Source organism: Flavobacterium sp. UBA5153 (assembly GCA_002413745.1).
GTDB lineage: Bacteria > Bacteroidota > Bacteroidia > Flavobacteriales > Flavobacteriaceae > Flavobacterium.
The window spans coordinates 13,721-27,230 of record DHXP01000063.1 but is presented as its reverse complement, the minus strand read 5'-3'; the positions used below and the strand labels follow the sequence as shown (position 1 = coordinate 27,230).

General features: G+C 34.4%; 12 protein-coding genes. 3 read left to right on the top strand and 9 right to left on the bottom strand.

The features are described 5' to 3' along the window. The first annotated feature begins 171 nt into the window (after nucleotides 1-171). The 3 genes from B2145_RS12820 to B2145_RS12810 are packed head-to-tail and all read left to right on the top strand — an operon-like array spanning nucleotide 172 to nucleotide 4,668. Nucleotides 172-2,145: a tetratricopeptide repeat protein gene (locus B2145_RS12820; RefSeq protein ID WP_291102927.1), complete on the top strand. Its 1,974-nt coding sequence runs from the start codon at nucleotides 172-174 to the stop codon at nucleotides 2,143-2,145. Nucleotide 2,146: 1 nt separating this feature from the next. After that, a complete protein-coding gene (locus B2145_RS12815; RefSeq protein ID WP_291102925.1) occupies nucleotides 2,147-2,476 on the top strand; it encodes a nucleotide pyrophosphohydrolase in 330 nt (109 codons plus the stop codon). Then, nucleotides 2,473-4,668: a DNA/RNA helicase domain-containing protein gene (locus B2145_RS12810; protein WP_291102923.1), complete on the top strand. Its 2,196-nt coding sequence runs from the start codon at nucleotides 2,473-2,475 to the stop codon at nucleotides 4,666-4,668. The genes B2145_RS12815 and B2145_RS12810 overlap by 4 nt, the downstream gene beginning before the upstream one ends. Before the next feature lie 274 nt (nucleotides 4,669-4,942). On the opposite strand, the gene B2145_RS12805 is transcribed toward B2145_RS12810, so the two are convergent. From B2145_RS12805 to nuoH, 9 genes are all read right to left on the bottom strand, one after another. Further along, nucleotides 4,943-5,584: an endonuclease III domain-containing protein gene (locus tag B2145_RS12805; RefSeq protein ID WP_291102921.1), complete on the bottom strand. Its 642-nt coding sequence runs from the start codon at nucleotides 5,582-5,584 to the stop codon at nucleotides 4,943-4,945. 323 nt (nucleotides 5,585-5,907) lie between these two features. Then, on the bottom strand, nucleotides 5,908-6,234 hold the full coding sequence (locus tag B2145_RS12800; protein ID WP_291102919.1) for a hypothetical protein: 327 nt from the start codon (nucleotides 6,232-6,234) through the stop codon (nucleotides 5,908-5,910). A gap of 3 nt (nucleotides 6,235-6,237) precedes the next feature. Continuing rightward, entirely contained in the window at nucleotides 6,238-7,644 is a 1,407-nt protein-coding gene (locus tag B2145_RS12795; RefSeq protein ID WP_291102917.1) for an NADH-quinone oxidoreductase subunit N, read from the bottom strand. 38 nt (nucleotides 7,645-7,682) lie between these two features. Continuing rightward, entirely contained in the window at nucleotides 7,683-9,176 is a 1,494-nt protein-coding gene (locus B2145_RS12790; RefSeq protein WP_291102915.1) for a complex I subunit 4 family protein, read from the bottom strand. Nucleotides 9,177-9,185: 9 nt separating this feature from the next. Beyond that, a complete protein-coding gene (gene nuoL, locus B2145_RS12785; RefSeq protein WP_291102912.1) occupies nucleotides 9,186-11,114 on the bottom strand; it encodes an NADH-quinone oxidoreductase subunit L in 1,929 nt (642 codons plus the stop codon). 12 nt (nucleotides 11,115-11,126) lie between these two features. Continuing rightward, on the bottom strand, nucleotides 11,127-11,444 hold the full coding sequence (nuoK, locus tag B2145_RS12780) for an NADH-quinone oxidoreductase subunit NuoK (RefSeq protein WP_291102909.1): 318 nt from the start codon (nucleotides 11,442-11,444) through the stop codon (nucleotides 11,127-11,129). Continuing rightward, nucleotides 11,441-11,962: an NADH-quinone oxidoreductase subunit J gene (locus B2145_RS12775; RefSeq protein WP_291102907.1), complete on the bottom strand. Its 522-nt coding sequence runs from the start codon at nucleotides 11,960-11,962 to the stop codon at nucleotides 11,441-11,443. The genes nuoK and B2145_RS12775 overlap by 4 nt, the downstream gene beginning before the upstream one ends. Before the next feature lie 4 nt (nucleotides 11,963-11,966). Next, nucleotides 11,967-12,443 (bottom strand): 4Fe-4S binding protein, encoded by a 477-nt coding sequence (locus tag B2145_RS12770; protein ID WP_291102906.1) that lies wholly within the window; start codon nucleotides 12,441-12,443, stop codon nucleotides 11,967-11,969. A gap of 5 nt (nucleotides 12,444-12,448) precedes the next feature. Then, on the bottom strand, nucleotides 12,449-13,501 hold the full coding sequence (nuoH, locus tag B2145_RS12765) for an NADH-quinone oxidoreductase subunit NuoH (protein WP_291102905.1): 1,053 nt from the start codon (nucleotides 13,499-13,501) through the stop codon (nucleotides 12,449-12,451). Between the last annotated feature and the right edge of the window lie 9 nt (nucleotides 13,502-13,510).

Below are 13,510 nucleotides of genomic sequence, written 5' to 3'. Positions count from 1 at the left end.
TCCTATCGGAATGGGGTTTTTTGGTTTATGTTTGTTTTGAAATATTTTATATTTTCAAACAATCTGTAAAATTGAATTGGAATGATTCCTTTGCTTTTTTATTTTTGGTTATATTTGTCTTTATTGTATAATGACAAAGGGATTGTGTCCCAAATTAAAACTAAATTTAGAATGCAGATTATTCATAAAATTGACGATTTCCTATTTACCATTTTCCCGAAATTAGTCGGGGGGGGGGGTAATTCATTACTAATCAGTGAATTAGAAAAATACTATACTTTTGGTCCCTTTACCCCAAAAGTTTCCATTACAGATGATTGGGTTACGATAGAAATAGATACTCCAACTATTCTTGCCCAAGAAGCAAATTACCACAAAACGGTTGCCCTTTGTGAAAGAGGGAACTACCAAGAGGCAAAACCCATCCTAGAAAAACTTATCGAAAATAATCCCACGAATTCGGAATTCCATCGAATTATGGGACAAATACTTTCGGATCAAGGCAATCAGGAAGAAGCCATCAATTGCTTGATTGACGCTTTGCGTTGGGATTCCAAGAACAATTGGGCATTATTGATGATGGGGAATATTTTTGCGAAATTCAAAAATGATGTTCCCACTGCTATGAGATATTATGACCAAGCTTTAGTGGCTAATCCCAATGACAGTATTACAATCAATAATATTGGAGCAAACCTTATGCAACAAGGGAAATTAGATGAAGCAAAAAAATATTTTTGGGAGGCTATGAAGATTAATAGTGATTATCCAAATACTCATTTTGCTTTAGGTATGATAGCCGAAATGGAGAATGATTTGCAATCTGCTTTTTATAGTACTCTTCAAGCAATAAAATGCAACAAGAATAAAGATGTACTATATCAAAATTCGTTTAAACAGATTTTTGAAATTTCAAATCGAATAATAACTTCAGATGTTGGTAAAAAAATATTCCGGGAATATCGTCACAAACTGGAATTAGAAGGGGGTACTGACATTGATATTATTAAAGATAGTGAAATACCAACTGCTGCCAAGATTGAATTTGCCGAAAATTACGACAGATTAAAACATCTAATACGATTCAAACCAAATTACCCAGCGGTAGAACATTTGATTATGCACGAATTGGTACATTTGGATTTTGTGATTCAGGCAAGGAAAGCCGAATTAAACCAACTATTCACATCTACACAACAGCATAGAAATGCTTTTATAAAAACACTACAGCCTAGCATTATTAAACTTAAGAAAATGGCAATTTCCGAAGATGCTATTTCGAATTTTTGTAATGGAATGTTTGATGGTATGAATCTACAAGCATACAATACGCCCATTGATTTGTTTATCGAAGACTTTTTGTACAATGAATTTACTGAGTTGCGTCCCTATCAATTTGTATCTCTTTATGCCTTGATTCAAGAGGGTTTGAAGGCAGTAACTGATAAAAGTGTCATAGACCTTTCACCCGCAATGATAATCTCAAAAAGCAAAATTTTTAACTTAGTTAATGCTTTGCAGTTTAAAGCACTTTTTGGTATAGACTTCATAAAAGATTTTAACGCCACACCAGCAGAGTTAAGAAAATCTGAAGAATTTTACATTGAGTTTTTGGAATACAAAGACAATAGAAAACCGGGCGAAGAATTTGAATTGGTTTTGCATTGGGCTGAAGATTTGCAGATAGATCAATATTTTCAGCTTGTAAACGAAAAGCAATACCGCAAAGGAAGTGATATTGATTCTTTTATGACAAATTTTGGGAAAGACCCATTTGGAGTTGAAGAAAAAGACCCTTTTAAAGAAAGGGAAATGGAAAAATTCCAAAAAACACAGGAAGAGATTGGTCTAAATATGGCTGTTGTTATGTTTATGGTTGATGCGTTACAGTATTTTCAGGATATGCCCGTTGATACAATAAAGAAAATAGCTTTTGAAATAGCAATGCAAGGAACACAAGGGTTTGATCCAAACCAAAAGAATTATATTATTGGCAGTATAGCAAATAAACGATTTTCAGGTTATCATATTTTAGCTTACTACTACGTAAGTTGGATGTTGGCTCTGCCCGAAATGGTTTCTCAACTGCAATTGCCTTTTGATGAAGAATACAAACTGGCGACAACAATGCATAAACCAAAATAAGATGGAATCTATTGAACGTATTATTAGTGAGTTGATCAAGTTTAGAAACGAAAGAGATTGGGAACAATTTCATAATTCAAAAGATTTGGCTTTAGCAATATCCATAGAATCATCGGAGTTAAATGAATTGTTTCTTTGGAAAAACGCGGAAGATGTAAATGTTGATAAACTAAAAGAAGAATTGGCAGATGTTTTTGCTTATGCTTTCTTATTGGCTGAAAAATATAATTTGAATGTCGAAGAAATAGTGCTTCAAAAGATTAAACAAAACTCAGAAAAATATCCAATAGACAAAGCAAAGGGAAATGCAACTAAATATAATGAGTTATGATGGAATCATTTGAATTGTCAATTGAGATTTCTGAACAATACGATTTTAATAAAGATTCATTACATAAAATAGAGCAAAATCTTTGGGTTAAAAGTCAATGGCCTTTGGTTTATTTTATTCAAAATGAATCAAAACGAGTTGCATATGTCGGAGAATCTACAAATGCTTACAGTAGAATTAAAAACCACCTTGCAAATCCAAAAAAAGCAAATGAGTTTACAAAAATTTCAATAATTGGAAGCGATAAATTCAATAAATCTGCAACTCTTGATATTGAATCAAATTTGATACAATATATTACTTCAGAAGGGACTTATGAACTTAAAAATGGGAATTATGGTTTAATAAATCATAATTATTACCAACAAGATTTGTATAAAGATCTTTTTAAAGAAATATGGAATAAACTAATTGAAAAAAAGGTAGTTAGTAAATCCCTTGAGGAAATAGAAAATTCGGAACTTTTCAAATATTCACCCTATAAATCATTAAACGAAGACCAATACAAATCTGTACTTGATATTCTTGACGGATTATGCGAAAAAGAATCCAATAGAATTTTTATAAAAGGAAGCGCAGGAACTGGAAAAACAATTCTAGCTACTTATTTAATTAAATTGCTGAATTCTGATATTTCAGATTCAGATTTAGACGATGCCAATGATGAAGAACTCAGAGAAATAAATTATATCAAGGCTTTTCAAAAAAAATATCCAAATGCAAAAATCGGGTTGGTAATCGCGATGACTTCACTTAGGGAATCGTTGCAAAATGTGTTTAAAAAAATTCCAGGTTTAAAGGCTTCTATGGTTTTAAATCCATCTGAAACTTTTAAACTTAAAGAGCAATATGATTTATTGATAATCGATGAAGCACATCGCTTGCGCCAATATAAAAATATTGGCTGGATGGGTGTTTTTAGAAAAAACAATCAAAAGTTAGGATTAGACGATAGTGGTAACGAGTTAGATTGGATAATTGCCAATAGTAAAAACCAAATTTTCTTTTATGATTCGGCTCAATCAGTAAAACCTTCAGATATTAATGAAAATCAATTTACCGAACTTTTAAATCAAAATAACACCTTAAAAATTGAGCTAACTTCTCAAATGAGGGTTAAAGGAGGGAATGATTACATCCGTTTTGTAGATCAATTACTTTGTGTAAATAGGTTGGATAAAAATATTTATTCACCAAATGATTATGAGTTAATTGTTTTTGATTCGCTTAAAGATCTTTATAGTGAACTTGCAAAGAAAGAAGATATAAATGGTTTGTGTCGATTAGTTGCTGGATATTCTTGGCCTTGGTTATCTGAAAAAGATAAAAAAGCAATGGATATCGAAATTGATGGTTTGCAATTTCAATGGAATCAAACATCAAAGGATTGGGTTAATTCACCAAATGCTTTTAAAGAAGTTGGCTGTATTCATACCACTCAAGGATATGATTTAAATTATACAGGAGTTATTTTTGGAAAGGAAATAACGTTTAATGAATTGACACAAGAAATTGAAATTGATTCAAAGATGTATTTTGATAAAAATGGGAAAAGAGGTGTTTTAAATAAAGAAGATCTTAAATCTTACATTATCAACATTTATAAAACAATAATGTATCGAGGCATTAGAGGAACTTTTGTTTATGCTTGTGATATTAATTTAAGAAACTATTTAAAAAAGCACATTACAGTTTATAAAAAGAACTTTCCATTTAGAGTATTACCTTTTGAAGAAGTAAAACCTTATGTTAATTCAGTTCCATTAGTGAACATTTCAGTTGCTGCAGGCTCATTTAGCGATTTACAAGTGCATTCTGATTTTGAGTGGATTGAACTTCCTTTTAATACAACAGTAAAAGAGGGATATTTTGTATGTAAAGTAGTTGGAGATTCAATGAATAAAGTAATTCCAAATGGTTCTTACTGTTTGTTTCAAAAAGATAATGGAGGTAGCAGAGAAGGTAAAATTGTTTTAGTCGAAAGTACTGATATTCAAGATGTAGATTTTGGTTCAGGATATACTGTAAAAGAATATCATAGTAAAAAAAATATTACGACAGAAAATTGGTTACATAAATCCATAACCTTGAAACCATTATCTTTTGAATTAGAATATGAAAATATAGAATTAGATTCAGATAATTTAGTTGATTTTAGAGTTAAGGGAATTTTTATTTCTGTATTGGTTTGAATCTTTTATAATTCCCTATTTCTTACAACATTTTAATACCCACAAAATAAAAACCGTTTAGAAACCCAAATATGTATCGAGCCGATGGCTCTTTTTATATCTGTTATATTCGTGTAACTGGACTAAAGTCCAGCCTTACAAAATGTTTCGAGCCGATGGCTCTTGTGAGTTTATGTGAAAGTGCCGTAGGGACGATGTGTATTGTAGCAACGGATTTTAATCTGTTGGTTTAGTTTAGTAGGAATGACATATTTTGTAATAATGGATTTTAATATTATTTTAATCCATTATAATATCCACAAACCCCATTAATAGGACATTCTTCACACTTGGGTTGTGGTCTACAAATTTCTCTTCCCAGAAACGAAATCGCCATACCAATTTCTCCCCAAATTGCTTTTGGCAGTACTTGCATCAGTTGTTTTTCGACTTTGAGGCCGTCTTTGGTTTCGGGAATTAATCCAATTCTGGGAGCGACACGAATGACGTGTAAATCGGCAATGATTCCTTCTGCTGGAACATTAGCTCCACGCATAATAACATTGGCAGATTTTCGTCCGATGCCTTTTAGAGCCGTCAAACCATCCATCGTGAGTGGAATATTCTCGTCTTTTTTAATGGTTTTAGCGATTTCCAGAATCCAATTGGTTTTGGTACCAAAATTCCTGACTTTGGAGATAAAAGGAATCAATGCATCTACATTCGAAACGACCAGACTTTCCATATTGGGATAAGCCTCAAATAGAGCAGGAGCAATTTTGTTGATATTAGCATCGGAGTCCTGGGCGGATAGGACAACCATTACGACCAATTGGTACAAATTATGATAGTCCAACGGGTGTTTTCGGCCTTTGTATTTCTTTAGAATTGGAGCCAATTTTTCGTCCCAATCATTTGAATTTTCAAATAAATTCATAATTTGGTTTTTATATTTTACAAAAAAAATACTGATAATTTCCCAATTTGGTTGGTTAATTATCAGTATAAAATTAAGATAAAATATAATAAGGAATCCCAATTGGGTAAATTAATTGAAATCCTGAATGATAATTAAAATTTAAACACATAGAAACATAGAAAAAAGAATGTGATAGACCAATTCTTGGTTTTCGCATAGCTATGGTTTACTATGATGAAATGAAATGTCTTATAAAATGAATAGAATCTATGTTTCTATGTGTTAAAAAAAATATACAATTGAATTAGAACCAACGGGGTTAGGAAAATTTGTTTTTCCTTCTATGAATTCTTCCAATAATGTGGGTTAGTATCTTCAGTTCTTTGAAACCAGTAGTCTTGAGTTACCTTGTGACCATCCAAAGTTCTTAGTCTTCGCTCAAAAATATAGGTGGTAGGGTTAAAAACCATATCGGTTACCGCCACGGTATATAATTGGGGATCTTCTTCCGCTTTTTTCTTTTCTTCTTCGAGTATAACTTCAAAGCCATTGTGTTCCAATAGTTTTTTTAAGAAATCTTTACGGCCTTCGTCAACGCCTTTTTCGACAAAAGTGACTCTTGTTTCTCCGATGCTTCCAAATGAATGTTTTCCGTCTAATGATGCCATAACTTATTTATTAAAAACGTTGCTTAATTCAAAAATGTAATCGTATAATGGACTGTATAAACCAAGTATCAATATACCTAAAACGGTTGCTATTAATCCCAAACGCATATAAATTTTGTTTTTGAAAAACGGAATAGGTTCGTCGCTTTTTCTAATGAACATTGCTCGGACTACCAATAAATAATAGTAAAGGGAAATGGTTACGTTGACAACTGCCAAGAATACGAGTAAGTAATATCCTTTGCTTGCGGCAGCGGTGAATAAGAAAAACTTACCAAAAAATCCAGCCACAGGCGGTATTCCTGCTAAAGAGAATAAGGCCAACATCATCACGAGACTCAAGTTAGGATTCGTTCTGTACAAACCATTATAGTCGTCCCTGTTTTCTTTTCCTGTTTGTAACGAGATAGCTTGTACCACTCCAAATGCAGCCAAGTTGGAAAATATATACACCAATACAAAATACACGACTGTTGCTGTTCCTAATTGTGTTCCCGTAATTAATCCCAACAATATAAAACCGGCTTGCGCAATCGATGAAAAAGCCAAAAAGCGTTTCATATTTTGTTGTCGAATAGCAAATAGATTACCAATAAACATTGTGGCAACGGCTATTACATAAATGATGTTTTCCCAAACGTGCATCAATGTTTTAAAAATGGTAAACATTAAAATCATCAAAATAAATACGGCGGCACCTTTTGAGATTACCGATAAATAGGAAGCAACACTAATAGGAGCTCCTTCATAAACATCAGCTGTCCAAAAATGGAAAGGAACTAACGATATTTTGAATGCCAATCCCGAGAAAAACAAGATAAAAGCCAATATTGTCAAGTTGCTTGAAGTGATGACCCCAATGATATCTGCAAAATAAATCGAGCCGGTTGCCGCATACAATAATGAGATTCCAAATAATGAAACTCCTGAAGCCAATCCTGCCGAAAGAATGAATTTAACACCGGCTTCGCTTGAAATTCTTTTCGAAGTTTCATAAGCTGCCAATGCTGCAACAGGTAAAGTAGATAATTCCAGCCCAATGTAGAACATTAGAAAATCACCCGCCGAAATCATAAAGTACATTCCTAAAAGGGATGAAAACATAAGGATGAAAAATTCGGTTCCTTTATTGTCTTGTACTAATTTTTCTTGAATCCAATCGGCAGATTGAAGCAACAATATAAATACGCCCACATTAAGCACATTTTTGAAGAGATGAATCAGTTCATTGGTGCGAAACATTCCGCCAAACAAACTGGTTTCCTCAACACCGAAAAAGCCTACAAGGGTATGAATGCCAAACAGAAATAAGGCTAAGTGTACGATGTAATTTTTTTTGCTTTTAGGTATGAAAATTTCGCCTACAATTAACAATAATATAATTGCCAATAGGAAAATTTCTTGTCTCATTATTATAAAACTATTGAAATTCATTTTGGTTATCTATTTTAGATTTTTAATACTCCTTTTATAAACGGTTGCAAACTTGCCATAATCATATCGCTTAACCATATTGGTGCAACTCCCATTCCAATAATTGGAATCAGTAACAATAAGACACCTGTTTTTTCATACCAAGTGGCTTTTGGTAAATCTTTGTGATGTTCATCGATTATTGGACCCATCATAATTTTTCCAACCAGTCTTAAAATATAAACCGCTGTCACGACTATTGATGAAACTGCAAGAATTGTAAGTACTCGGTGGAACATATCGGGATGTTCAAAAGCACCTACAAAAATATTCATCTCGGCCACAAAACCGCTGAATCCAGGCAACCCTAAATAAGCTAAACCAGTTATTACATATACAGCACCAATGAAAGGCAGGATTTTCATTAAACCTCCCAATTTATTGATGTCCCTGGTATGGGTTCTTCCGTAAATCATTCCGATTAATGCGAAAAATAAGGCGGTTAACAATCCGTGTGAAAGGGACTGTAGTATTGCTCCGTTCCAGGCAATTTTATTGAGTGTCAATAAAGCAAACAAAACTAAACTTAAGTGACTAACCGAGGCGTATGCATTGATGTATTTTAAATCGGTTTGTCTTATCGCTCCAAAAGCGCCATAAACAACACCAATAGCCGCTAGAATTATAAAAAACCAAGACCATTCAATTGCTCCTAATGGCAACAAATACATAGCGATTCTGAAGATTCCATATCCTCCTAATTTCATCAAAACACCTGCGTGCAACATTGAAACTGCTGTTGGTGCCGAGGCGTGACCATCAGGAGACCAAGTGTGAAATGGAAACATAGCTCCAAGAACGGCAAAGCCTAAAAAGGTCAAAGGGAAAAATATTTTTTGTGCTGCAAATGGAATATGCACTTTGGCAATTTCCAATATATTGAAAGTTAATGCGCCTCCATCTGCATTTGAATTTAAATAAATTCCCAAGATTCCAACCAACAAAAGTGCAGAAGCTCCCATTAACATTAGCGTTAATTTCATCGCCGAATATTCTTTTGGACCTGATCCCCAAATTCCAATTAACAAATACATTGGAATCACGGCGATTTCGTAGAATACAAACATCGTAAACAAATCGATCGAAATGAAGAATCCGTAAACTCCTGTTGATAAAACCAATAATGAAATGAAAAATTCCTTGGGTAAATCCTCCATTTTCCAGGAAATAAAAACACCTGCCAAAACGATTATTGAAGTCAATACCAATAATGCGACTGAAATACCGTCAACCCCGATGGCGTAATGAATGTTGAAATTTTTAAACCAAAGCATATCTTTGGTAAACAACATAATGCTGTCGTTAACGGCTCTTTCCTTGAAATAAGAAAACACCAAGTTGATAGCCATTCCCAATTGAATCAAGCTGCCAACCATCGCAGTTATTCGTGCTTGTTTTAATCCTTTGGTGAAAACCAAAGCTAAAATTGTTAGTACGGGAACAATGATAAAAAGTGATAAAATATCCATATTAATCTATTAGTTTGTCCATAAATAAATAAAAACCAATGCTAAAATTACAACCCCGGCAACAAATGAAAAGGCATAATCTTGTAATCTTCCGGATTGAACTCCTTTGATTTTCCTTGAAATCCATACCGTTTTGTTTCCGATTCCTTCCATTGTACCATCAACATATTTCTTGTCAAACAGAGCAATAGGAGCGGCTACGAGATTGAATATTATTTTTTTGGTGACGAAAATGTATATTTCGTCAAAGTAAAATTTGTTGTAAGTCCATTTGTAAAATACCCCAAAGGCATTGGCAAACTTTTCGGCCAAGTCATTTTCTTTTTTATAGAAAATCCAAGCAAGGATGATTCCTATTAATCCAGTTCCCACAGCAACTGCGGCCATTGTATAATTTAAATGACCTTCAAACCCAACTTTGTCAGCAGTTATGAATTCGCTGAAAGGAATAAGTCCTGCAACAATACTCATTAATGCCAAGAAAAGTAAAGGAAATGTCATTGAAATTGGAGATTCGTGAGGTGGATGATGGTATTTTGTATCCTTACCCCAAAATATTCCAAAGTATAATCTAAACATATAAAATGCGGTAAGCCCGGCTACGAAAAGTCCGATGAAATAAAGCAATTCGTTTTTTTCAAAGGCTGCAACCAAGATTTCGTCTTTACTCCAAAATCCTGCAAAAGGTGGAACTCCAGCTATTGCCAAAGCTGCAATCAAAAAGGTAATATTTGTGATGGGCATATACTTGCGCAAACCTCCCATATCTTTCAAATAATTGCTGTGAACTGCGTGAATAACGGAACCTGCACCCAAGAATAATAAGGCTTTGAACATTGCGTGAGTAAACAAATGGAACATTGACGCCATATAACCAACGCCTTCTTCCCCTTTATAACTAGAAACACCCAATGCCAACATCATATAACCAATTTGTGACATTGTAGAAAAAGCTAAAACTCGCTTGATATCCGTTTGGGTAATTGCGATTACTGCGGCAAATAAGGAAGAGAATGCTCCCACATAAGCTACAATGTTCAATACAAATCCACCTTCAACGAAATAATACATTGGAAATAAACGTGCCACTAAAAATACTCCGGCGACAACCATTGTTGCTGCGTGAATCAATGCAGAAACCGGTGTCGGCCCTTCCATTGCGTCTGGTAACCAAATGTGTAATGGGAACATTGCCGATTTTCCTGCGCCTCCCATAAAAATTAAAATCAACGCCCAAGTAATTACCGACAATCCCATAAAGGAGGTAGATGCCCAGTTTAGAAGTAAACCTTCCCCTTCTGGATTAACAGCATTTAAAGTTTGAAAATCAAAAGTGCCAACATAATACCCTATAATCAAAATTCCAATCAAGAAACCTAAATCGGCAAATCGAGTAACAATAAAGGCTTTTTTTGCAGCTGCCACCGCTGAAGGTTTGGTGTAATAAAAACCAATTAATAAAAAGGAAGAAACACCCACTAATTCCCAGAACATATAAATTTGGAAAAGGTTTGTTGCCAATACCAATCCTAACATTGAAAAAGAAAAAAGCGATAAATAAGCGAAAAACTTGGTGTAAGCATCATCGCCTTTCATATAACCACGGCTATAAATGTGAACCATTAAGGACACAGTTGAAACCACGATGAGCATCATTACAGATATTGGGTCAACCAAAATTCCCAAATCGATGTGCAAAGCATCGGAAAAGTTCATCCACACGGTTTTTTCGACAAAAGTTTGGTAAACTCCATCCACTTTTCCACTGACGAAAAAGTATTGGTAAGCCGCAAAATAGGACAGTGCAGCCGAGATTGACAATCCCAAAACGCCGATGTATCCAGAAACTGCGGGTTTGATTTGTTGATTGAAAATCCCCAAAAGCAAGAAAACTGCTAGTGGAATCAACGGAATAAATAATATATAAGATATGTTCATATTTTCAGAATATTAATACTTCATAATTTCAGTGTCCTTCACTTCCACAGAGCTAATTTGTCGATATAGGTTGATAATAATTGCGACGGCAAGAGCGGTTTCGGCGGCTGCCACGGCAATAATAAATATCGAAAAGAAAATGCCCTGCAACACATCTGGATATAAATATTTGTTGATGACAACAAAGTTTACCGCTGATGCATTCAATATTAATTCAATTGAAATTAAAATTGAAATCAAGTTTTTTCTTGTGATAAACCCATAAATCCCTATAAAAAATAGGATGGAAGTAAGGGTAAAAATTTCATAGATGCTAATTCCGGCTATCATAATGTTTCGTCGTTTTTAGTTAGTTTTTCTCCTTTTCCAATTATTATGGCTCCAACCATTGCGGCTAATAACAGGATACTTATTACTTCGAATGGCAAAATGAATCCGCCTGCATCGTAGCTTAAAAGTCCCATTCCAATATCGGAAACTGATGTTGTTTTGTAATTTTCAACGACCTTGAATTCATTGGAATAAATGGTGGTCAAGAAAACCCCAAGTCCAATCAAACAAGCCAAAGCCGTCAGGATTTGTTTGGATCTTTTTGCCATTTCCAATTCCATTTCAATGTGGTGAACCAAAAGCACCGAGAAAATAATCAGTACTATAATTCCTCCTGCGTAAACGGTAAGTTGAATGGCGGCCAAGAAATTATAATCAATTAGAAAATAAATTCCTGCGATTCCAATAAGTACGAACAATAAATAAACAACCGATCGTAGCATTTTGCGACTCGTTACCGAGGCAATTGCGAAAACAATCATTAGTACTGCCAAGATATAAAATACAATTTTTTCCATAAGATTAATCTTCTACACCAGGCATTAGTTTCGACCCTGGTTTGTTTAAAACTCTTGTTAGATAGGTTCTGTCGTAAACAGAATTTTCAAAATTCTGTGCCCACTTAATGGCATCGGTCGGGCAGGCTTCGATACATAAACTGCACATTGTACACATTCCTAAATGGTAAATATGTTGGTCTATCATCTTTTTCTTTTTGCCAGTTGCAGGATCAATTTGTCTGTCCCAAATAATCTCGATGCTTCCATTTGGGCAAGCCAATTCGCATTTTTGACAACCCGTACAACGGTGTTCGTTGTTTTCATCGTGAGGCATAACCACTTCGCCACGAAAACGTTCAAACATTTTCAAAGTGTCTCTATTGTCAGGATATTGTTGTGTTATGGCACCTTTTCTTGCGTGAAGAAAGTACTTTCCGGTAACACTCATTCCCATAAGGAGTGATTTTATTGCATTATATATATCTGAAAAATAACTCATAATTTCTAAAAATGAATGGTTAATTTAAACAAAACGATTAAAGCCATTAATACTAAGTTGAGCAAGTTTAACGGAAGTAAATATTTCCACTCCAATATTAGAAGTTGGTCGATTCTCAATCTAGGAAACGTCCATCTGAACCACATCATTAGGAAAATAAGTACCAATGTTTTTGCCAAGAACCAAAATACGCCCAACACAGGAATAGATTCTGTTATTCCAAAAGGAGATAAATAGCCTCCAAAAAATATGGTGGTGGCAATTGCTGCGATGATGAACATATTAATGAATTCAGCCAAGAAGAAATAGGCAAACTTCATTCCCGAATATTCCGTGTGGAAACCGGCACCTAATTCTGATTCGGCTTCAACTAAATCAAAAGGAGCTCTGTTCGTTTCGGCAGTTCCGGCAATCATATAAATGCAAAAGGCAATAATTGCAGGAATGTGTCCTTGGACAATAAGCCAGCCGTGTTTTTGGACTTCGACAATTTCTGAAAGTTGTAACGTGCCCGTCATTAAAACCATTGTTAACAATGATAATCCAACGGAAAGTTCATAACTAATCGTTTGTACTCCACTTCGCATCGCGCCAATCATTGCAAATTTGTTATTGCTGCTCCAACCGGCCAATAATATTCCGATAACTCCAATGGAGGAAATCGCAACTAAAAAGAAAATACCGATATTAATGTCAAAAGCTTGAAATTCTTTGGAAAAAGGAAAAAGTGATAATGCCATTAAGGCTGAAATGATAACAAAATAAGGAGCCAAATTGTATAAAAACTTGTCGGCTTTTATTGTTCCTGTCAATTCTTTGGAAACCAATTTTATGGCGTCGGCCATAGTTTGTAATAAACCTTGATAACCAACTCTGTTTGGGCCAAGTCGTAATTGAAACCAAGCAGCGACTCTTCTTTCGAGTAGAACCAAATACAAACCTGCAACTGCAAAAATGGCTAGGTAAACGACAGCGATCAATACCATTTGTACGATACTTGCCGTTGTTTCTGGCATCAGGCTAAAAAGCCATTCGTGAATATTTTTTGTGATGTTCATAAAATTAAT

Coding starts and splice junctions, on each gene's coding strand:
- nuoH (WP_291102905.1), bottom strand. CDS start 13,501: ATGAACATCACAAAAAATATTCACGAATGGCTTTTTAGCCTGATGCCA.
- nuoK (WP_291102909.1), bottom strand. CDS start 11,444: ATGATAGCCGGAATTAGCATCTATGAAATTTTTACCCTTACTTCCATC.
- B2145_RS12815 (WP_291102925.1), top strand. CDS start 2,147: ATGGAATCTATTGAACGTATTATTAGTGAGTTGATCAAGTTTAGAAAC.
- B2145_RS12820 (WP_291102927.1), top strand. CDS start 172: ATGCAGATTATTCATAAAATTGACGATTTCCTATTTACCATTTTCCCG.
- B2145_RS12810 (WP_291102923.1), top strand. CDS start 2,473: ATGATGGAATCATTTGAATTGTCAATTGAGATTTCTGAACAATACGAT.
- nuoL (WP_291102912.1), bottom strand. CDS start 11,114: ATGAACATATCTTATATATTATTTATTCCGTTGATTCCACTAGCAGTT.
- B2145_RS12795 (WP_291102917.1), bottom strand. CDS start 7,644: ATGAGACAAGAAATTTTCCTATTGGCAATTATATTATTGTTAATTGTA.
- B2145_RS12800 (WP_291102919.1), bottom strand. CDS start 6,234: ATGGCATCATTAGACGGAAAACATTCATTTGGAAGCATCGGAGAAACA.
- B2145_RS12805 (WP_291102921.1), bottom strand. CDS start 5,584: ATGAATTTATTTGAAAATTCAAATGATTGGGACGAAAAATTGGCTCCA.
- B2145_RS12770 (WP_291102906.1), bottom strand. CDS start 12,443: ATGAGTTATTTTTCAGATATATATAATGCAATAAAATCACTCCTTATG.
- B2145_RS12790 (WP_291102915.1), bottom strand. CDS start 9,176: ATGGATATTTTATCACTTTTTATCATTGTTCCCGTACTAACAATTTTA.
- B2145_RS12775 (WP_291102907.1), bottom strand. CDS start 11,962: ATGGAAAAAATTGTATTTTATATCTTGGCAGTACTAATGATTGTTTTC.